General features: G+C 29.7%; 22 protein-coding genes. 11 read left to right on the top strand and 11 right to left on the bottom strand.

Features of this window, described 5'->3' with window-relative positions; all coding sequences use genetic code 11:
* Positions 1 to 36 precede the first annotated feature (36 nt).
* Positions 37 to 1,182, top strand: coding sequence for a cysteine desulfurase family protein (locus tag EU92_RS00995; RefSeq protein ID WP_032514650.1), 1,146 nt, complete (start codon positions 37 to 39; stop codon positions 1,180 to 1,182).
* A gap of 14 nt (positions 1,183 to 1,196) precedes the next feature.
* Here EU92_RS00995 and rsmH read toward each other — a convergent pair whose 3' ends face one another.
* Positions 1,197 to 2,099, bottom strand: a complete 903-nt coding sequence (gene rsmH / locus EU92_RS01000; protein WP_032514649.1) for a 16S rRNA (cytosine(1402)-N(4))-methyltransferase RsmH — start codon at positions 2,097 to 2,099, stop codon at positions 1,197 to 1,199.
* 38 nt (positions 2,100 to 2,137) lie between these two features.
* Between rsmH and EU92_RS01005 the strand changes: the two genes are divergently transcribed.
* Together EU92_RS01005 and EU92_RS01010 are read left to right on the top strand one after the other, a co-directional pair.
* Entirely contained in the window at positions 2,138 to 3,325 is a 1,188-nt protein-coding gene (locus EU92_RS01005; RefSeq protein WP_032514648.1) for an NAD(P)H-quinone oxidoreductase subunit H, read from the top strand.
* A 9-nt stretch (positions 3,326 to 3,334) separates the two neighbouring features.
* Positions 3,335 to 3,787 carry an acyl-CoA thioesterase gene (locus EU92_RS01010; protein WP_032514646.1) on the top strand — a complete coding sequence of 151 codons (453 nt, stop codon included), beginning with the start codon at positions 3,335 to 3,337 and terminating at the stop codon, positions 3,785 to 3,787.
* Between the two features lie 3 nt (positions 3,788 to 3,790).
* Here the strand turns inward: EU92_RS01010 and EU92_RS01015 are convergent, their stop codons facing one another.
* Genes EU92_RS01015 through menA form a run of 3 tightly spaced genes read right to left on the bottom strand, consistent with a single transcriptional unit; the run spans position 3,791 to position 6,869 of the window.
* Positions 3,791 to 4,993 (bottom strand): AMP-binding protein, encoded by a 1,203-nt coding sequence (locus EU92_RS01015; RefSeq protein WP_032514811.1) that lies wholly within the window; start codon positions 4,991 to 4,993, stop codon positions 3,791 to 3,793.
* Positions 4,990 to 5,955, bottom strand: coding sequence for an o-succinylbenzoate synthase (locus EU92_RS01020; RefSeq protein WP_032514643.1), 966 nt, complete (start codon positions 5,953 to 5,955; stop codon positions 4,990 to 4,992). The genes EU92_RS01015 and EU92_RS01020 overlap by 4 nt, the downstream gene beginning before the upstream one ends.
* A complete protein-coding gene (gene menA, locus EU92_RS01025) occupies positions 5,952 to 6,869 on the bottom strand; it encodes a 2-carboxy-1,4-naphthoquinone phytyltransferase (protein WP_032514642.1) in 918 nt (305 codons plus the stop codon). Before menA ends, EU92_RS01020 begins: the two co-directional genes overlap by 4 nt.
* Positions 6,870 to 6,970: 101 nt before the next feature.
* Here menA and EU92_RS01030 point away from each other — a divergent pair, with 101 nt between their 5' ends.
* Positions 6,971 to 8,383, top strand: a complete 1,413-nt coding sequence (locus EU92_RS01030; protein WP_032514641.1) for a chorismate-binding protein — start codon at positions 6,971 to 6,973, stop codon at positions 8,381 to 8,383.
* On the opposite strand, the gene gshB is transcribed toward EU92_RS01030, so the two are convergent.
* The gene (gene gshB, locus EU92_RS01035; protein WP_032514640.1) at positions 8,376 to 9,299 is read right to left on the bottom strand and encodes a glutathione synthase; all 924 of its coding nucleotides are present in this window, start codon (positions 9,297 to 9,299) and stop codon (positions 8,376 to 8,378) included. The genes EU92_RS01030 and gshB overlap by 8 nt on opposite strands.
* Before the next feature lie 5 nt (positions 9,300 to 9,304).
* Positions 9,305 to 9,559, bottom strand: a complete 255-nt coding sequence (gene grxC, locus EU92_RS01040) for a glutaredoxin 3 (protein ID WP_032523608.1) — start codon at positions 9,557 to 9,559, stop codon at positions 9,305 to 9,307.
* Between the two features lie 76 nt (positions 9,560 to 9,635).
* Between grxC and prfB the strand changes: the two genes are divergently transcribed.
* From prfB to EU92_RS01070, 6 genes are all read left to right on the top strand, one after another.
* A protein-coding gene (prfB, locus tag EU92_RS01045) for a peptide chain release factor 2 (protein ID WP_158457730.1) occupies positions 9,636 to 10,758 on the top strand; the annotation gives its coding sequence in 2 pieces (ribosomal slippage) (positions 9,636 to 9,710 and positions 9,712 to 10,758; 1,122 coding nt in all).
* Positions 10,759 to 10,761: 3 nt separating this feature from the next.
* The gene (locus EU92_RS01050; RefSeq protein WP_032514636.1) at positions 10,762 to 10,944 is read left to right on the top strand and encodes a DUF3285 domain-containing protein; all 183 of its coding nucleotides are present in this window, start codon (positions 10,762 to 10,764) and stop codon (positions 10,942 to 10,944) included.
* A gap of 6 nt (positions 10,945 to 10,950) precedes the next feature.
* Positions 10,951 to 11,490: an rRNA maturation RNase YbeY gene (gene ybeY, locus EU92_RS01055; RefSeq protein WP_032514635.1), complete on the top strand. Its 540-nt coding sequence runs from the start codon at positions 10,951 to 10,953 to the stop codon at positions 11,488 to 11,490.
* Between the two features lie 7 nt (positions 11,491 to 11,497).
* Complete coding sequence (locus EU92_RS01060) at positions 11,498 to 11,908, top strand: diacylglycerol kinase family protein (protein WP_032514634.1); 411 nt, start codon at positions 11,498 to 11,500, stop codon at positions 11,906 to 11,908.
* A gap of 12 nt (positions 11,909 to 11,920) precedes the next feature.
* Entirely contained in the window at positions 11,921 to 12,517 is a 597-nt protein-coding gene (locus EU92_RS01065) for an anthranilate synthase component II (protein WP_032514633.1), read from the top strand.
* 21 nt (positions 12,518 to 12,538) lie between these two features.
* Positions 12,539 to 13,264 (top strand): MBL fold metallo-hydrolase, encoded by a 726-nt coding sequence (locus EU92_RS01070; protein ID WP_032514632.1) that lies wholly within the window; start codon positions 12,539 to 12,541, stop codon positions 13,262 to 13,264.
* Here the strand turns inward: EU92_RS01070 and EU92_RS01075 are convergent.
* The 4 genes from EU92_RS01075 to mnmE form a co-directional block, all read right to left on the bottom strand.
* Positions 13,261 to 14,370 (bottom strand): pyridoxal phosphate-dependent aminotransferase, encoded by a 1,110-nt coding sequence (locus EU92_RS01075; RefSeq protein WP_032514631.1) that lies wholly within the window; start codon positions 14,368 to 14,370, stop codon positions 13,261 to 13,263. The genes EU92_RS01070 and EU92_RS01075 overlap by 4 nt on opposite strands.
* Entirely contained in the window at positions 14,370 to 16,184 is a 1,815-nt protein-coding gene (gene argS / locus EU92_RS01080; RefSeq protein ID WP_032514630.1) for an arginine--tRNA ligase, read from the bottom strand. Before argS ends, EU92_RS01075 begins: the two co-directional genes overlap by 1 nt.
* A gap of 27 nt (positions 16,185 to 16,211) precedes the next feature.
* Positions 16,212 to 17,078: a carboxylating nicotinate-nucleotide diphosphorylase gene (gene nadC / locus EU92_RS01085; RefSeq protein ID WP_032514629.1), complete on the bottom strand. Its 867-nt coding sequence runs from the start codon at positions 17,076 to 17,078 to the stop codon at positions 16,212 to 16,214.
* Positions 17,079 to 17,160: 82 nt separating this feature from the next.
* On the bottom strand, positions 17,161 to 18,543 hold the full coding sequence (gene mnmE, locus EU92_RS01090; protein ID WP_032514628.1) for a tRNA uridine-5-carboxymethylaminomethyl(34) synthesis GTPase MnmE: 1,383 nt from the start codon (positions 18,541 to 18,543) through the stop codon (positions 17,161 to 17,163).
* Between the two features lie 66 nt (positions 18,544 to 18,609).
* Between mnmE and EU92_RS01095 the strand changes: the two genes are divergently transcribed.
* Complete coding sequence (locus EU92_RS01095; RefSeq protein WP_032514627.1) at positions 18,610 to 19,053, top strand: DUF2062 domain-containing protein; 444 nt, start codon at positions 18,610 to 18,612, stop codon at positions 19,051 to 19,053.
* 18 nt (positions 19,054 to 19,071) lie between these two features.
* Here EU92_RS01095 and EU92_RS01100 read toward each other — a convergent pair whose 3' ends face one another.
* Positions 19,072 to 21,381, bottom strand: a complete 2,310-nt coding sequence (locus tag EU92_RS01100) for a RelA/SpoT family protein (protein ID WP_032514626.1) — start codon at positions 21,379 to 21,381, stop codon at positions 19,072 to 19,074.
* Positions 21,382 to 21,389 lie beyond the last annotated feature (8 nt).

Raw genomic sequence — 21,389 nt, 5'->3', positions numbered from 1 at the left:
TTCTAGTAATAAAGAGAATTTTATATACTAAATACAATGCTATCAACTCCCATACTACTAGACTATCAATCTTCAACTCCTTGCTCTAAAGATGTTGTTGATTCTATGAAACCTTTTTGGAGTGAGATATTTTCTAACCCTTCAAGTAAATCAAATTTAGCGGGAATAAACGCAAGCGCTATATTGGAAGCCTCAAGAGAAAAAATAGAACAAAATTTATTTCTTAATAATAAAAAGGTTATTTTTACAAGTGGGGCTACAGAATCTAATAATTTAGCTTTATTAGGTTTTGCAAGAAATTTTTATAAAAAAACAGGAAAATATGGACATATTATCACCATGAAAACGGAGCATAAGGCGGTGCTGGAGCCTTTGGAAAAATTAAAAAAAGAGGGATTTATGGTGACAGAAATTAGTCCAGAAAGAGACGGTTTAATTTCAGAAGAAAAGTTCATAAAGAATATAAGAGAAGATACATTTATGGCGAGCGTAATGTTGGCCAATAACGAAATAGGAGTTCTTCAGCCCATAGAGAATATTTCAAAGATCTGTAATTCAAGAGGAATAACTTTTCACTCAGATTTTGCACAATGTTTAGGTTATATCGAGTTAAAAGGTCTTTTATCAAATGTAAATATGATAACTATGAGTTCTCATAAAATTTATGGTCCCAAAGGGATAGGACTTCTTCTGATTGATGAAGAAATTAATTTGGAACCTTTAATTGTTGGAGGAGGGCAGGAATATGGTCTAAGATCTGGCACATTACCTCTCCCTCTAGTAGTAGGCTTTGCTAAGGCAATAGAGATAGCCGTTCTTAATCAAAAAAAGAATGCTGAGAAGTTACTTTTATGTAGAAATAACCTTTTAGAGGGTTTGTTAGAAAATAATTCTGGTTTATTAATTAATGGCTCCATAAAAAAAAGGTTACCGCATAATTTGAATTTGACTATATTGGATTTAAACGGAGCAAAGTTTCATAAACTTTTAAAATCTAAAATTATTTGTTCTAGTGGATCTGCATGCAGTAATGGTGAACCTTCTCACGTTTTGCTCGCCTTAGGTAGAACTTTTAAAGAAGCAGAATCTTCAATAAGGTTAAGTATTGGATTAAGCACTAGTTCAAAAGATATAAAACAAGCAATTCATATTCTTACAAATACGATTAAATCATTACGTTAGAAATTATTAACTCCTCAATTTAATTGAGCAATTCTTAATTTTCCACTTCTAGCTCTTTTATTTAGTTCGACTTCTTGTTCGGAAGGAGTTATTGGCTTTTTTGTCAGGTTTTTTAGTCTTTGATCATTCCTAAATGAACTTTTAACTAACCTATCCTCTAGGGAATGAAAACTAATAATAGAGATAATTCCGCCCGGCAAAAGCCATTCAGGGACAACTTGCAAAAATTTTTCTAATACTTCAATTTCTTTATTAACGGCAATTCTTAGTGCTTGAAATGTCCTTGTTGCTGGGTGAATTTTCTTATATCTTTGTTTTGGTGGGAAGCAGCCGGCAATAGAATAAGCTAACTCTTTTGTCCCAGAATATTTTCCATTTTCCTTCAAATCCATTTTTATTTTCCTAGCAATCTTTCTTGATAATCTCTCATCTCCATATTTATAAATTAGGTTAGCAAGATCTTTTTCATTTAAAGCCTCAATTAATTTCTCTGCATCAACCTCAAGAAAAGGATTCATGCGCATATCAAGTGGACCATCTTTTTGGAAACTAAATCCTCTTTTAGGATTATCAATTTGGTTACTATTTACTCCAAGATCTGCAATCACAAAAGAAACTTTTTCTTTTGGTTCAAAATCCGCAAAATTTGAAGCCCTTATATCAATCCTTTTTTTAAATTCATCAAGTTTTTTTGATGCAGATTTTCTGGCGAATGGATCTTGATCAAGTCCAATTATATTTAAATCTGAATATTTTCTTAATAAATGATATGAGTGCCCGCCTCCTCCTAAAGTCGCGTCTATTCCTTTAAGTTGGTTGTTGTTTATTAATGGGTAATGCTCTAATGAAGCCATAATCTCATCTGTCATAACTGATTTATGATTGAAAAAAGATGAATCAGATAGGTCAGTTTGCATAACTTTCGACTAAGATTTGTTTAGAAGTAAAATTTCGAATGGCTCAGTTAGAGACTAGAACAGAACCAATGGTGGTCAATTTTGGCCCTCACCATCCTTCAATGCATGGAGTTTTAAGGTTAGTTGTAACTCTTGACGGTGAGAATGTCATTGATTGTGAGCCTGTAATTGGATATTTACATAGAGGAATGGAAAAGATAGCTGAAAATAGGACAAATGTCATGTATGTCCCTTATGTAAGCAGAATGGATTACGCAGCAGGAATGTTTTATGAAGCTATTGTAGTAAATGCTCCTGAAAGATTAGCTAATATTCCAGTGCCTAAAAGAGCTAGTTACATAAGAGTTCTTATGCTGGAACTTAATCGTATTGCCAATCATCTTTTATGGCTTGGTCCCTTTTTAGCAGACGTAGGAGCTCAAACTCCATTTTTCTATATTTTTAGAGAAAGAGAAATGATTTATGATCTTTGGGAAGCTGCTACTGGACAAAGATTAATAAATAATAATTTCTTTAGGATAGGTGGTGTCGCATGTGATCTCCCATATGGATGGTTAGAAAAATGTATAGACTTTTGTGATTGGTTCGGTCCTAAGATAGATGAATACGAAAAATTAATAACAAATAATCCGATTTTTAGAAAAAGAATTGAAGGTCTTGGAACAATACAAAGAGACCAGGCAATTAACTGGTCTTTGTCTGGGCCAATGCTTAGAGCTTCTGGAGTTTCCTGGGATTTAAGGAAAGTAGATAGTTATGAATCTTATGAAGATTTTGATTGGCAGATTGCTTCAGAAAAAGAAGGTGATTGTTATGCGAGATATCGAGTAAGAATTGAAGAGATGAGACAATCACTAAGTATCATTCGCCAAGCCTGCAAAATGATTCCAGGAGGTCCAACAGAAAATTTAGAAGCTCAAAGAATGGCGACTGAAGATAAGAAGAGTGAAATATTTGGTATTGACTATCAATATGTAGCTAAGAAGGTTGCTCCAACTTTTAAAATTCCTAACGGAGAATTGTATACAAGATTAGAGTCCGGTAAAGGAGAAATAGGTGTATTTATTCAAGGAAATAATGAAGTCACCCCATGGAGATTTAAAATCAGAGCAGCTGATTTAAATAATCTGCAAATATTGCCTCATATCCTCAAAGGTGCCAAAATTGCTGATATTATGGCAATCCTTGGTTCAATAGATGTCATTATGGGATCTGTTGATAGATAACTTCTTTAAATGAACCCCTCTGATTGGTTAATATTGCAGAAGAAAGTACGATTTGGTGATTGTGATTCTGCTGGTGTAATTCATTTTCATAACTTATTAAAATGGTCGCATGAAGCTTGGGAAGAGAGTATTGAAATTTATGGGATTCCTTATCAAGATATTTTTCCAGATTTTTCTATAAGTAAAAGTCAAATTATTTTTCCCATAGTAAATTGCGAAGCGAACTTTCTTGCTCCTATAAAAATTGGAGATTTCTTAAAAGTAAAAATTGCCCCTCATAAAATTAATACTCATTTGTTCCAAGTAAATAGCTTTTTTATAAAAAATGGAAATAAAGTAGCAGAAGGAAAAATAATACATTGTTCTTTAGATGTTGATTCAAGAAACAAAATGGAGCTTCCCGATAAATTAGAAAGATGGATAGAGGCTTCAAATGTAAGTTCAAATTTAAAAGAATGTTAATTATTATTTTTTAAATTTATAGTTTATTTTTTCTGTACTGTTATTTTTGTTTTTAACAATCCACTTCTCAGGTTTTTCATGTTTAGGCCAACTTTGAGAAAATTTTTTTAATAAATTTAATGAATTTTCAATAGTTTTATGATTTGTAAGTTCTCTAAATTCAACAATTATTTGAATTTTATTTCCCCATAATTTGTCGGTTACTTTTGAAATATTGAATTTATTAATTGGGATATTCTCTTTCATAACGAAATTATTTAATCGAGATTCAATTACTTCTGGAAAAACGATTTCTCCTCCTGAATTAAAAGCATTGTCACTTCTTCCAAGAAAGTTTAAATATAAAGAATTATTGATTTGATTGATTTCACCTAAATCATTGGTTTGCCACCAACCATTTTTATTTTTGAAATTTTCAGTTTTTGAAGAGTTTATTATTTCGATTCCAATTCTGGCTGTTTTTATCTCGATTAATCCTTTTGCGTTAATTCTTATTTTTGTATCAGGTAGTATTTCTCCAACACTTTCAAAACCCATTAAGAATTCTTTCGGTTTTAAACTCGTAACCATTGCTGCTGTTTCAGTTGAGCCGTAACAAGGTGCTAATTTTATTTTTTTTTGTATACATTGTTCTGCAGTATCGTGTGAAACTGAAGCTCCACCTACCCAAATTAGATCAAAAATTTTTAGCCAGCTAATACCATCTTTTTCAGCTAAAAGTCTTTTTAATTGAGTAGGTACTAATGACGTAATCAAGTGTTGTTTGTTTTTTTTAGATTTAATTGTAAAAAGTAAAAGTTCTCGAGTTTGTTTTATTAAATTCGGAGAAATATTAATGCAATCACATCCCCAAATTTGACTTCTAAAAATTGGCATTAATCCACTTATATGGTTGAGGGGTAAAGTATTTAAAATTAAGCAGTTTTGCAATTCAAATCCTTGCTCTAATAACCATTGGCCTGATGTAGCGGCAGATAATTTAAGATTATCTAAATGGTGAAAACATTTTCTCGGTTTTCCAGAACTACCACTACTATTTAAGATAATTGCTGGTCCATTTTCATTAATTGAATCTAATGCATCTTCGTTTTCATGAAATTTGTTTTTTACATAAATAATTTTATTCTCTCTAATTTTTTTAATAATTTTCTCTACAGATTGAGTTTCATTATTTTCAACTTCAATAATATGAATTTTATTTTTCATAGTTGATTCCATATCATTTTTGCTTCATTTAAAAATAGAAACGAATTAGGGAATTTATTCATTGCTAAACCAGGAACTTTTGGAGTTGGTCCTTGTAATTGTAGAGACGATAAATGATAAAGCCATCTCCTTCCTATTCCAGTTTCAAATGAGGTACTTATAGATATTAAAGCTTTTTTATTTTCTAATTCTCTTAAAAGCTTAATTGGATTATTTTCCTGAGAAGGCCTTCGAATTTGCCAACCCTTCCACTCATCAATCAAAGTTGGAAATTTTAAAAGTGATTCATCTAAGGCTATTGGAATTTTTTTGTTGAGTTCTTTCATTCCATCAATATCATCAACAGAAAGAGGTTGTTCTAACCAATCTATATTCTTGTTATCTTTTAAAATATCAGTCCATCTATTAGCCATCTCTCTTCCCCAAGAACCATTAGCATCTATTCTTAACTTAATGTTATTACCTATTTGGCTTAAAATTTCTTCTAAAATTGCTTCTTCCTCATGGTTATTTTTTAATGCTACTTTCCATTTTATGGTTACTGATTTTCCAATATTAGATTGTCTTTTTTTAATTTCATTTAAATCTGAAATTACATTTTTAGGATTTAAAAGTATGGCTGTTTTATCAATTTCATCAAAGTAATAGTTTTCTTTAAAAATTATTTTTTCATTTATCTCTGCTAATGCAGAATTTATTGCAGATTGAATGCATGGGTGAAAACTATTTATTTGGTCAGATAAATTAAATAAACCTACATACTCAGGAATCATATTTAGTTGTTTTGCACATTTTTTTAAGCCTTCTTTATCAAGCGGTGAAACTTCTCCAAACCCAATTTTTTTATCATTACTTGTTAATTTAATTATCCAACCCGATTTTGTAAGGTAAGTGTTTTTAGAATTTTCTACTTTTGTAGATAACTTAAAGCTATAAAATTTTTTTTTAAATATTAAGTTCATTTATTAATCAAGTAATTAAATATTAATCCTGTGATTAAGCCAACTCCATTAAGAGTTTGAAATTTTATTGCGACGAATTTGCAATTTTTTATAGCTGAAGGTTTTTTATATGATGAGGTTACTAAGTTTATAAGTCTTATTGCTTGAGGAAAACTAATCAAATAAAGGATACAAAATACTGGAATAAATCCAGTAACTATAGTGAAAAGTTGAAAAATATATATTGTAAAAATTATCCAAGGTACAAATTGAGAACCTTTTTTTGATCCTAATCGAACTAAAGGTGAGTTTTTCCCATGCTTTTTATCTTCAGAAATTTGATGAAAATGAGAACAAAATAATACAAGAGTTGTTGCTAAGGAAGGTCCTGAACCAAGTAATAAAGAAACTTTCCAAGGAATATCTTCAAAGTAAATATTAGACGGATTTAAGGCAATTAAGACTGCAGAGTAAGCAAAAGGTCCAAATGCAATCCAGCATAATGGTTCTCCTAAACCTTGATAGCCAAATCTAAAAGGAGGTCCTTGATATAAATATCCTAAGAAGCAGCAAGCTGTCACCAAAATCAAAATGTTTATACTTGTTGATATTGAAATAATTGAAATTATTAATAAACCAATAACTAAAGATGTATATGCAATAAATGAAATTATTTTTTTATTTTTTACAAGATTTACAATTGAATGGAATTTGAATTCATCGATACCTGTTTCTGCGTCGAATAAATCATTAGTTAGATTTTCCCAAAGTAATATCAAAATTGCAGCTAAAGTAAATGCAATCAAATTATAAATTTTTACCTTTTCATATTGATTGAGTAAATAAGCCCCTGTTATAAAAACTGGAAGTATGGCAACAGAATAAAGAGGCCATTTTATTGCTTGTTTCCATAATTTTTTTTTATTTTCGTCCATTTTTAATAAACACACAAAATTTCATCAATATTAAATATAGTTTATAAATTGAGTTACATTTTTTACTTTATTGCATGATTTTTAGTTATTTTCAATAAGTAATGAAAAATGATTTAAACTTTACAGATTTTTTAAAAGATGTATTTACCTCTTTCGATAAGAAAGTGGAAAATTCTGGTTTAGTGAGTATTTGTCTAGAGATGCCATGTATTGATTTATTTCAAGTATATGAATTGTTTATAAATAAATATCCGTTTTCTTCATTTTGGGAGGAATGTGATGGCATTTCATATATTGCTTTCGAGAAATGTAAATATGTTACTTTGGATGGTCCAAAAAGATTTGAGGTAGCAAATGAGTTTAATTCTGAAAATTTTAAAAATTTAATTAACTTAACTTATGAATCAAATAATTCTGCACTTTCAAAAATAATTTATTTATTTTCTTTTTCTGAAAATTTGAATAATAAGAATTTATCCTCAGATGTTCCTAGTTTGGAAGCTATCTTACCAAAAATATTAATTATTAAAAGTGATAAGAATTGCTGGATAAGAATTAATGGTCATGTTGAAGGTAAATCATCATTAAGAACATTAATTGAAGAAATATGGACAATTAGAAATCAGGTTATTAATTCTGGCTCAGAATTAATAAAATCATCTGACTTAAAAACTAGTTTTGATTTTCCTATTATTGATGATTTCTTCGACTCCTTAGAAACTTCTAATAAAAATTTGAAAAAATTAGTAAATAGGGGAATGCAATTAGTAGAGAAAGGTATCCTCGAAAAGATAGTTTTAGCGAATAGGATTAAAATAAAAATTAAAAATAAATTAGATTTAGTAGAAATTTTAAAAAGATTAAAAAAGAATCAACCAAATACATGCAGATACGTTTGGAAAAGGAATAGTAAGGATATTTTGTTTGGAGCATCTCCAGAAAAATTATTTTCATTTAATAAACCTAATTTAACTTTGGAGGCTCTTGCTGGAACTATCTCAACTAATTCAAATTTTAAGAAACTCCTAAAAAGTACTAAAGAGTTAAAGGAACATAATTATGTAATACAGTATTTAATTAAATGTTTAGAAGTTTCAAAAATAACAAATTTTAAAAAAAGTGATATCAAGGTCAATTCATTTGGAGATATTTCTCATTTGCAAACACTCATTTTCTCTAAAGTTGAAAACATATGTCCTTTTGAATTGCTTGAAAACCTACATCCATCTCCGGCAGTTTGTGGATACCCAAAAAATGTCGCATTGGATTGGATAAACACTCTTGAGTCTTTCCCTCGAGGAAATTATGCTTCTCCAATGGGTTGGGTTGATGCATCAGGAAATGCTTCATTTCTTTTAGTAATAAGAGGTGCAAGATATATTGAAGAAAATATTGAATTTACTGCAGGTTCAGGTATAGTTTCAGGTTCTGTTTTAAAGAAAGAAATAGATGAGATTAAATTAAAATTTGAATCTATAGTAAAACAAATATTTTTCGCTAAAAATCCTAGATAATTTCCATTAATTTTTCAATAACTTCCTCTGAAACATTCTTATTGGATAAATTTTCTATTTCTCTTAAACCTGTTGGACTGGTTACATTAATCTCGCTAAGCATTCCATTTATTACATCAATACCCACAAAAAATAAACCTTCATCTTTGAAGTGATGAGATAACTCTGAGCAGATACTTTTTTCTTTTTCTGTTAGTAATGTTGGTTCGGCCTTACCGCCCATTGCCAAATTACTCCTAAAATCGCCTCCTTGAGGAATCCTATTAATAGAGCCAATTGCTTCACCATTTACGATAATTATTCTTTTATCACCATCTATGACTTCAGGAATAAATTTTTGCATCATAACCGGTAATTCTTCTTGAGAAGTGATTAATTCAATGATTGATTTTATTCCTGGAGAATTTTTATTTATCCTTATAACACCTTGACCACCTTTTCCTCCAAGAGGTTTTATGACTACTTCATTATTTATATTTGCAAAATTAATAAGATCTTTTACCTTACTCGCAACTATTGTAGGTGCCATTAAGTGGCTGTATCTCAAAGCACCTAGCTTTTCGTTCCATGCTCTTAATGATGAAGGTTTGTTAATTACTTTTACTCCTTTTCTTTCGGCAACTTCTAAAAGATGCGTTGCATATAAATAAGCCTCATTTACAGGAGGATCTTTTCTCATCCAAATGCAATTAAATTCGGCGAGAGGGATGCAATCATTCTCTTTGAAAGAAATCCACGGATTTACTTCAACTTTTAGGGAAGATGCCCATACTTCATCACCTCTGGCTTCAAGGTCTTGAGGAGTGCAACTCCATATTTCAATATTTTTTTTTGATGATGCTTGCATTAAAGCAGCAGATGAATCCTTTAAGGGATTTATATTTTTTATTGGATCTATTACGAATAGAAATTTCATAAGATCTAGTTTAATAATGCGTCTAATTTATTTTCATTTTCTAATGTGTAGAGATCATCGCAGCCTCCAATACCTGCATTATCTATAAATATTTGTGGTAATGTACTTCTACCATCTGCTCTTTCAGTCATCAATGCTCTTGCATCTTCATCCCCATCAATCTTGTATTCTGTAAAAGTTATATTTTTTTTCTTGAGTAGAGATTTTGCTTGAATACAGAATGGGCAATATTGCCAAGTATAAATTTCAACTTTGGACATTTTTTTAAAATAATACTTAGTTTATACTATTAAACAAAAGTGCTTGTTAGATTATAAATAACGATTAAATTCTATTTTGATAGATATTTCAGATTTCAAAAAAGATCTTTCGGAACTAACAGAGCGCCTGGGTAATGCTCAGGATTGTCTTTGACGTTCCAAGATTAAAAGCGAAAAGGAAGGAGTTAGAGCAGATTTCTGCTCAGCCTGAATTTTGGGAGAATCAAGAAGCAGCCAAAAAACAAATGTTAATACTCGATGATGTCAAAGCTCAACTCGAATTGTTAGATAAATGGAAAACTTTTATTTCTGATGCTAATGCCTCTCTTGAGCTTTATTCTTTAGAACCAGAAGAGGAAATGATTTTGGAATCCCAGCAGGGCCTGAAGAAATTAAGAGAGAATTTAGATAAATGGGAATTTGAAAGATTGTTATGTGGTGAATACGATAAGGAAGGAGCAGTAATTTCTATTAACGCAGGTGCCGGTGGAACAGATGCACAAGATTGGGTAGAGATCTTATTAAGAATGTATTCAAGATGGGCAGATAATAATCAAATGAGTCTTATCATCAATGAATTATCTCAAGGAGAAGAGGCAGGAATTAAAAGCGTAACGTTTGAAATTGATGGAAAATATGCATACGGCTATATGCAATATGAAAAAGGAACTCATAGATTAGTAAGAATTTCTCCTTTCAATGCTAATGGTAAAAGACAAACTAGCTTTGCTGGGGTAGAGGTTATGCCAAAATTAGATGACAATATTTCACTTGATATACCTGAAAAAGATTTGGAAATTACAACAAGTAGATCCGGCGGAGCTGGAGGACAAAATGTTAATAAAGTAGAAACAGCAGTAAGAATTGTTCATTTGCCTTCAGGAATTTCAGTAAGATGTACCCAAGAAAGATCTCAATTACAAAATAAAGAAAAAGCTATGTTACTTCTTAAGTCTAAACTACTAGTTATTGCTAAAGAACAACGAGCTGCAGAAGTCGCTGATATTAAAGGCGATATTGTGGAAGCTGCATGGGGCAATCAAATAAGAAATTATGTTTTCCATCCCTATCAAATGGTAAAAGATCTTAGGACTATGCAGGAGACTAATGACTTAGATAGTGTTTTAGATGGTGGACTTGAACCATTTATTCATGAATTATTACGCATTAATATTTCTTCTAACGACTCTCTTGAATAACTAATGGAAAATAAAAACGAAAATACAGAAAAAAAAGTTACGACTCCAAGCTTTATAAAGCTTGCTATGAGAAATATGGTAAGGAAGGGTTCAAAAAGCATTTCTCATTTTTCAATAACCTTTCTAGTTTTAATTGGAATATTAATACTTGTAGCCACAATAGGTAAGCCCAATATTCCTGTATAAGAATTTATGAAAGAAAAAATTATTTCTGAAATAAATTTAGATTTGGTTTTTAAATGTAATGATTTTTCCCAATTTTCAAATAAGTTAAAAGATAATAAAACTAAGCTTATTTTTGAATCTATTTTTTGGGAAAAAGTCTTTTTATCTTGGATAAATACAATATTAAAAAAAGACGATTACAAATTGCCAAAATTTATTTTTGAAAAAAAATCTTTTTCATTAGGCTTACAGATAATATCTAATCAAGAGATTGCTTCTATGAACCAGAAGTGGATGCAAAAAAATGGACCAACTGATGTTCTATCTTTTCCAATCATTTCTGATGAATCTCTAAATAATTTAGATCACATAGAGCTGGGAGATATATTTATATCATTAGAGATGGCATTTGAGCAATCCTATGAATATAAACATTCAATCTATAGAGAGATGCTCTGGTTGGCTAGTCATGGATTCTTACATCTTTTGGGATGGGAACATAATAATAATCTTGATTTAGAAAATATGTTAAATTTTCAGGAATATTTAATTACTCGATTAGATTAAAAAATCTATGGAAAAAAAAATAAACTCTTTAGAAAATCGAAAAGAATCATACAAAACTTCTAGTAATGTATTAATAAGTTTTAAGTATGCCTTCAGTGGAATTAGTTACGTATTGAAAACTTCAAGAAATTTTAAAATTCAATTAATTTGTGCATTTATAATTTTAATGATTGGTTTTTTACTTCAAATTAGTCTAAGTAATTATGTAACTTTGATTGCCACAATTATGTCTGTTTTAATATTAGAAATATTAAACACATCTATTGAATCAATAGTTGATTTAGTAATGAAAAAAGAATTTAATCGTTTGGCTAAAATTTCAAAAGATACTTCTGCAGGCGCAGTATTATTAGCTTCCATTAATTCTGTTATTATTGCTGTATATATTTTTGTTCCTAAAATAAAGTTGTTATTTTAAATCGATATAATTATGTTTCTTGTTATTGATAATTACGATAGTTTTACCTATAATCTTGTTCAATATTTAGGAGAACTTTCTGTTGAGCATGAAATAACTAAAGAATTAATAGTTAAAAGAAATGATGAAATTACTTTAGAAGAAATTATCAAACTAAATCCTAGTGGCATCTTATTATCTCCAGGTCCTGGTAATCCAGATCAATCTGGAATTTGTCTGCAAATACTAAACAAATTATCAAAAAATATTCCGATATTAGGAGTTTGTTTAGGTCATCAAGCTTTAGCCCAAGCTTTTGGAGGTAAGGTTTTAGTTGGGAAAGAACTTATGCATGGTAAGACATCCAAAATATTTCATAATCAAAAAGGATTGTTTAAAAATATTGAGAATCCCTTTGTAGCGACAAGGTACCATAGTCTTATAGTTGATTCAAGTTCTTTACCTTCTTGTTTCGAGATAACTGCGACTTTAGAAGACTCAACTATTATGGCTATTTCTCATAAAGAATATAGACATTTACATGGGGTGCAGTTTCATCCTGAAAGTGTATTGACACAATATGGTCATAAATTAATTAGTAATTTTCTAAAAATGGCTGAACAAAAGTAAAATACAAAAAAAATTAATATTATGATTTCTCAAATTAAAAACATTTTCTTTTTTATCTTATTTAGCTCTTTTTTACCTACCTCTTTATTGGCAAGGAATTTAGTAATAAAAAGTTTGGGACATAGTAGTTTTTTAATTAATAGCGCAGAAAAATCGATTCTTATAAATCCCTTTAAATCAATAGGTTGCGCAAGCAATTTAAAGGAGCCAAAAGAAGTCAATGTAGATTTTATTTTGGCTAGTTCTAGGCTTCCAGATGAAGGATATAACCCTAATGATCAATTAATGTTTGTTGAGCCGGGAATCTATCAATTTGAGGATATTTTATTAAATGGAATTTCTGTACCACATGACAGAGTAGATGGAAGAAGATTTGGGATGGCAACTGTTTGGAGTTGGGAGCAGAATGATCTTAAAATTGTTCATATGGGAGGAGCTGCTGGTGATATTGATATTAATACTCAAATTATTTTGTCTCGCCCAGATATCCTATTTATTTCAATTGGAGGAGGAATAAAATCTTACGATGGGGAAGAAGCCTCAAAAATAGTTAAGATTTTAAAACCTAATGTAGTTATTCCTGTTCACTTTGCACGTAGCAAACAAATTAATAAAGAATGTGATTTCTCAAATGCTGATTTATTTATCGAAAATATGAAAGATTTTAAAGTAAAATATGTTGGAAAAAATTTTAAAATAAAACCTAAAAGAATCGATCAAAATACAATTTATATTTTCGGTAATTAATTTATTAAATCTAAGACCTTGTAATTGTACCAGAAGAAAATCATTTGTTCTTTAGTTCCAATACTAACTCTTATTGACTGACCAATATCTTTTTTGTTTTCCATACTTCTAATAAGAATTCCTTTTTCTCTCATCTGTTGTATTAAAATTTTAGGATCTTTTTTTGGCCAAATTAAGAAATAATTACCACCACTAAAATGAGTTCTGATTTTTGTGGCTTTAAATTTATTTAAAATCCATTCCCTTGCTTTTTTTACTTCTAAAACATAATTATGAATATATGATTTGTCTTTAAGTGCTGCTAATGCTGCTTTTATAGCAAAGCTATTGACATCATATGGTCCTGTAACTTTGTTAATGTACTGAATTAAATTTTTATTGCCAAAAGTAAAACCTATTCTTAAACCCGCTAAACCTGCTGTTTTTGAAAGAGATTGGATTATCAGTATATTGGGATTCTTTTCAAAATCTATCGATTCAAGAAGACTATCACCATTAAATTTTTCATACAGTTCATCAACAATTATCAATGCATCGTGTTTAATATTAGCTAAGTTAATTATCTCTTTAGCGCTTAAAACTGTTCCTGTTGGATTATTTGGATTACAAATAAATATTAACTTTGGATTATAAGTTATAATTTTTTCACTAAATTCTTCGATGGGGAATAGAAAATTTTCTCCAATGTAAGAACAAGTTATTTTCTTCATTCCTCGCATTTCTGAACAAGGAGAATAGTAACCAAAAGTTGGATTTGTGGTTAGAAATATTTGATCTTTTTCTCCAAAGCAATTGAAAATTGCATGTATTGCTGCGTCTGCTCCATTAAAAATTCCTATCTCATCATTACTAAATTTTCTTGAATCAAGATATTTATCACATAAAAAATTTTTTAATAAATTATATTCCGGATAAATTGAAATCTCATCTAATTTTATGGCTTGTAATGCCTCCAAAACCTTAGGACTTGGGCCTAAGGTATTTTCATTAAAGTCTAAGCGGAGTAAATTTCTTCTATTTTCTAAAGGTGCAGAGTAAGACTGCATATTTATTATTTCTTCTCTTGGTTTTGGGAAAAGATTATTTAATGGATCAAAATCATTCATTACATTCTTTCTAAAGTTTCAATTCCTAGAAGATCTAAGCTTAATTTTAGTGTTTTTGCAGTTAGGTCACATAAATTAAGTCTAGAAATTTTTATATTTTTTTCTTCTTTGAGGATTGGAACTTGATCATAGAATCTATTAAAAGTCTGACATAGCTCAAACAGATAATTGCATAGTCTATTTGGCATTAAGTCTTTTTCAATAGAGATTATGACTTCATCGAACTTAAGTAATTTTCTGATAAGTTTCCACTCAGATTTATATTCATAATTTATGTATTGAAAATCTTTAGAGCCATAAACAAAATCATTTTTTCTTTTAATTCCTAAAATTCTTACAAGTGTATATAACAAATAAGGAGCCGTATTACCATTCAGTGAAAGCATTTTATCAAAACTAAATTGATAATTAGTAATCCTATTTTGACTTAAATCTGCATACTTAACAGCTCCTAATCCAATGATTCTTGAAGTATTTGCAATAAATTCTTCGGTCTCATAACGATTTTCATTTTCTAATCTTTTCAATAAATCTTCTTTTGCTCTTCTAACCGCTTCTTTTAATAAATCTTTTAGACGTATTGTTTTACCTTCCCTTGTCTTAAGTTTTTTGCCATCAATTCCTTGAACCAACCCAAAAGGGACATGGTCTACTTGACAATTATCTGGGATCCATTTTGCTTTTTTTGCAACTTGAAAAACTCCAGCAAAATGATTTGCTTGTCCATGATCAGTTACATAAATAATTCTTGAAGCATTATCCCCTTTAGGAGATTTATTGAATCTATATCTTATAGCAGCAAGATCTGTGGTGGCATAATTAAAACCACCATCTTTTTTTTGAATAATTAGCGGCAAAGGTTTGCCTTCTTTATTAGTCATCCCATCTAAAAATACACATTTTGCTCCTTGATCTTCTACAAGAATTTTTTTAAAATTCAAATCCTCAATAACTGATTTTAAGAAGGGATTATAAAAAGATTCACCTCTTTCTTTTATTTTTATTTTTAAATTTTTATAGATTTCATCAAATTCTTTTCTCGATTGATCACATAATAATTGCCAAGCTTGAATCGATTTACTATCTCCACTTTGTAACTTAACTACTTCCTCTCTAGATCTTTTTTGGAATTCAGATTCATTATCAAATCTTTTTTTTGATGCTTTATAAAATTCAACTAAATCACTTATCTTGATTTTTCCTATTTCTTCTAAATCATTTGAATATAAATCTTTTAGCTGAGTAATAAGCATTCCAAATTGTGTTCCCCAATCACCAACATGATTTAGTCTTAATACTTCATAACCTCGTAACTCGAAAATTCTGGATATTGAGTCCCCTATTATTGTGGATCTTAAATGCCCTACATGCATTTCTTTAGCAATATTTGGACTAGAAAAATCTACAATAACTTTATTTAATAAGCCACTATCTAAATCTTTTTTAATTTGAGGCAATCCAGCCCTTTGGCATTGAATATTTGATTTAATTTCATTTATTAGAACTTCATCTTTTAATTTTATATTTATAAATCCAGGTCCAGCTATTGCTAGATTCTTGCATAATTTTGATATGCTTTTATTTTTATTTAATAGGTTAATAAATTCATTACAAATATCTCTTGGATTCTTTTTATATATTTTAGATAAACTTAAACAAACATTACATTGATAATCACCAAACTCTTCTTTTGATGATTGTGTAATTAAATTTTTCCTAAGAATTTCGAACTCTCCTTCTTTATAATTTTTTTTAAGACTATCTAAAAGAGATTGTTCAAAGTTTTTTGTTAATTCTTCAAAAATGATTAGCATTATTTATTTAATTATTTATCTATATGATTAATTAATATAACGCATACTTAAATCAATCCAATTACTTTTGGTAATTGAAGAACTTGTTGAAATTAAATCAATACCTTTTATTAGGTATTTACTAATTTCATTAGGATTTATTCCAGAAACCTCTATTATTAAATTTTTATTGACCTCTTTTTTTAAGCTATTAATTGATAAATCTCTTAATTCTTCAACGTTTTTTTTGATTTCTTCAGGGCTAATTTCATCTAACAAGACACTATCTGCTCCTGCTAATACTGCTTCTCTTGCCTGTTCGATATTCTCAGCTTCAATTATGATATGAGTTGTAAAAGGTGAATTTAGTCGAATTTTTTTTACTGCATTCTTAAGATTATCTGTCCATGCAAGGTGATTTTCTTTTATCATAGCTGCGTCGTATAATCCCATTCTATGATTAACTCCACCTCCGCATTTGAATGCATATTTTTCAAATATTCTTAAGCCAGGAGTTGTTTTTCTAGTATCTGCTAGTTTTATATTTGTGCCTTCTAACTTATTTACAAGATTCTTTGTATGTGTTGATATTCCAGATAAATGCATTGCTATATTTAAGCTGATCCTTTCACCAGCGAGTAAACTTTTTGAAGGTCCATATATTTCTAAGAGTTTTTGATCTTTAACAAATTTATCTCCATCACAGATATTAAATTTTGAACTGATTTTTAAATCAATTTTTTTAAAGATTTCTTGTATAATCTCAACACCACAAAATATTCCATCTTCTTTTGCGATCCAATATGCTTTACCATTCTCTTCTGTAATAGAAGGATTTGTTAGATCTCCCCTACCTAAATCTTCATCGATCCAATTATCAATGATCTTTCTTATGCTTGGAGTATTTAAATCCACTAAACTAAAAAATAATTAATTAATAAAAATTCAACTGAAGTTTGAGAGTTAACTATATATCACTATGTAATTTAACTCAAATTTATTTACCAATACAAAACTTAGAAAAAATATTATCTAGAAGTTCCTCTGTTAATTCTTGACCAGTTATTTTAGATAAGTTTTGAATACCATCTCTAAGTTCTATTGATAACAAATCAAATGGCAATCTATTTTTAATTATTTTATCAGTATCATTTAAATTAGATAGGCAAGCAGACAAATTCGTTAGATGTCTTTCGTTTAAAAATATATTGATATTTTCTAATTGTTTTAGTCCGCATTTTTTTATTATTGTGTCGATTAATAATCTTTCACCATCATTATTTTTAATGCTCATAAGAATTGTGTTTTTTAACTTATTTGAGTTAATATTTTTAGAATCTATTAAATCTTTTTTATTTCCCAAAATAGTAATTAATTTTTCTTTAGGTATTTCTTTTATTATTTTTTCGTCTTCTTCATTAAATCCTTCTTCAAGACTATAAAGATAAATTATAAAATCTGAATCTTTAATTTTCCCAAAACTTTTTTTAATTCCAATACTTTCAATTTGTTCATAAGTTTCTCTTATGCCAGCAGTATCAATAATTTTCATTGGAATGTCATTAATCGTTAAATTCACTTCAATAACATCTCTAGTTGTTCCAGGAATATTAGTGACAATTGCCTTCTCTTTTTTTGCAAGTAAATTTAGTAATGAGCTTTTACCAACATTTGTTTTGCCTATAAGCGCAATGGATATTCCACTATGAATATATGAATTTCTTTTTGCATTTTCTATGAGTAATTCTATTTTCTCTTTTACTTTTTTAATGTTTTTTAGATATTTGGTGTAATCAAAATCTGTGAAGTCTTCTTCAAAATCAACTCTCGCCTCTATCTCGCAAAGTTCATTTATAAGGTCATTTTTTATATCATCAATTTTTTTCTTTATTTCTCCCTGAACCCCGCTAAAAGCTAACTCTGCTGATCTGATATTGCTTGCGTTAATTAATTGATTAATTGACTCGGCTTGAGTAAGGTCTATTTTTTCATTGAGAAAAGCTCTTTGACTAAATTCTCCTGGATTTGCCAGTCTAACTCTAGAATTACTAGATAATAATATTTTTAGAACTTTATTTACTAATATTATTCCTCCATGGCAATGAAGTTCAACAACATCCTCTCCTGTAAAGCTATTTGGTGATTTCATCACTAAAACTAACACCTCATCTATAATTTTATTTTGTTTATTTTCCTTAATAAAACCGTGAAAAACTCTATGTGATTCCCATGCATATTTAGATTTAGTTTTAACAATCTTTTTGCAAGAATTTATTGAGTCTTTCCCCGATACTCTTATTATCGCAACTCCTCCTTTTCCTATGCTTATAGCTGAAGCAATTGCTGCTATCGTATCTTCTGTAGTAACTATCGAATCCATCTCTCGCTTTGTTATAGATAATTAAGTAAGATTATCAAGAATTTAATTTTGAATTTTTCTTTCTGAATGAGATCTAAAAGAGATATTAGCTTTAAAAAAATTCTATCATTATTTAGGCATCAGAATGGTAGTCCTTTCTATAACGCTAAAGGTTTAGCTATAGGTGTATTTAGTGGGTGCTTTCCTTTTTTTGGATTCCAGACTTTAATAGGGGTATTTTTTGCGAAACTAGCTAAGGGAAATATTGTTCTAGCTGCAATTGGTACTTGGATAAGTAACCCCTTTACTTATATTCCACTTTATTATTTAAACTATAAAGTTGGTTCTATTGTTTTAAATAACTCGTCTAATAACACTATTGAAAAAAGTTTTGTTATCGATGACTTATGGAGACAAGGTCGAATTTTTTCACTAAAGCTACTATTAGGTTCATCTTGTGTGGGTTTATTATTAGCTTTGATTTGTGGCAGTATTGTTTTCTTTATCTATAAGATAAAAATTAAAAGATAGATTTATCTTATTTTTAAATTAACTTTGTCCAACTCTGGCAATATCTAAAACATCTGCCATTGATTTAATTTGGTCAATTGTTTTGTTAAGTTGATTATAACTTTCTAGACCTACGCAGAGATTGATAATAGCTGGTTTACCAAAAGCAGTTTTTACATTGGCATCGCTAACGTTTATACCTTTATCAGATAATCGCATAAGAATATCTTTAAGAACTCCAACCCTATCAATCACTTCTATTCGCAGCTGAATAGGAAATTTATTATCACGAGTTTTATTATCTTGATTCCATCCAACAGGTAATCTTCTCTCTATTGGAATTGGCATAACATTTTCACAATCTGACCTATGAATGGTTATCCCATGGTTACCAAGGCATACGGTTCCGATTATATCTTCGCCTGGAAGTGGGGTACAGCATTTTCCTATTCTGAAATCAAGACCTTCTATCCCAGAAATTGGAGATTTAGTTTTTGTATGAGTTTTATTAGTGGATAAATTACTATTACTTTTGAGAGATTTTGCTATTTCAGAATCAGAATTATTTTTTATATCTTCCGTCTGTAATTTTATTTCTTCTCTCAGCCTGTTTAATACTTGATGTAAAGTTAAACCACCAAAACCAAGTGATGCCAGAAGATCTTCCGTATTCTTTAGATTGCATCGATTAGCAACTTTTTTCATAGCATCACTTGAAAGCAAAGTTTCAAAACCGTTGCGACCTACTTCTTTTTCGAGTAATTCTCTGCCTCTCTTAATCGTTTCATCCCGGTGGCTTTTCTTATACCACTGACGAATTCTATTTTTGGCAGTTGGCGTAACTACAAAGTTCAGCCAATCCAAGCTTGGAGTGGCATTATTATTTGTCAAAATTTCTATAAAGTCCCCATTTTGTAGTGATGTAGATAATGGAGAAAGTTTTTCATTAATTCTTATTCCATTGCAGTGATTTCCAACTTCAGAATGAATTCTGTACGCAAAATCTATTGCGGTAGATCCTTTTCTTAACCCAACAACATCTCCTTTAGGAGTGATTACAAATACTTCTTCATCAAATAAATCTTCTTTAATTGAAGATAAATAGTCATTATGGTCACTTTTATTACCTTCTTGTTGCCATTCGACTAGTTGTCTTAGCCAATTAAATCTTTCAGCATTGCTTTTAGCAGGAGAACCACCCTCTTTATATTGCCAATGTGCAGCAATACCATATTCCGCAATTTGATGCATGGAAGTAGTTCTAATTTGAACTTCAATAGGTCGATGTCTTCCAATCACTGACGTATGTAGGGACTGATATCCATTGGGTTTTGGTAATCCTATATAGTCTTTAAATCTGCCTGGAATTGGTTTGAAAGTATCATGTACAACCGCTAAAGCTCTATAGCAACTATCTGAATTATCAACGATAATTCTTAGAGCAGCAACATCATAAATTTCATGAAACTGTTTTTGTTGTCTTTGCATTTTGCTCCAGATTCCATAAAGATGTTTTGGTCTTCCAGTGATTTCAAAGTTTTTTAAACCCGCTGAGAATAAGTTTTCTTTCATAAGATTCAGGGTTACTTTTAACCTTTTTTCTCTATCACTCCTTTTAACAGCGATTTGATCTCTTAGATCTTGATATTCTTTAGGCTCCAGAAATTTAAATGCTAAATCTTCTAATTCCCATTTAAATCTATTTATTCCTAATCGATTAGCTAAAGGTGCATAAATCTCTCTTGTTTCTCTCGCTATTCTTTGTTTTCTCTCATCATTGAGCCATTCAATTGTTCTCATGTTATGAAGTCGATCTGCAAGTTTTACTAAAACAACTCTGATATCGCTAGCCATAGCCATAAACATTTTTCTAAGATTTTCAGCTTGTGCTTCAGTCCTGTTATTAAAGTGAATACCTCCTAATTTTGTTACACCCTCCACAAGTATTTTTACTTCTGATCCAAAATTTGTTTCTATTTCCGATAAATCAATGCCTGTATCTTCAACAACATCATGTAAAAGTCCTGCAGCAATAACAGATGAACTAGCCCCTATTTCTTTGAGAAGATTTGCAACAGCCAATGGATGAATAATATAAGGTTCACCACTAGCACGAAGTTGTCCTGCATGAGCTTTATAAGCAAGTTTAAAGGCTTTTACAATAAGGTTTTGATTTTCATCGTTAATATTATTTGATTCTTCGTAATTATTGATAGCTTTAAAAAGCCAACCGGGTATTTTTATCTCATAATTCAAAGATTCACTTTCAAATTTTTCATTTTCAGGCAAAATAGTTTTGGAAACTTCAATTTCTTTTTTTTCTTTTGAATTTGCAGCTGCCTCAGACATTTTATATT

Origin of the sequence: Prochlorococcus marinus str. MIT 9107 (genome assembly GCF_000759855.1) — a bacterium.
GTDB classification, from domain to species: Bacteria; Cyanobacteriota; Cyanobacteriia; order PCC-6307; family Cyanobiaceae; genus Prochlorococcus_A; species Prochlorococcus_A marinus_N.
Note: the sequence above shows the minus strand (reverse complement) of the source record. Positions and strands in the feature narration are given on the sequence as shown.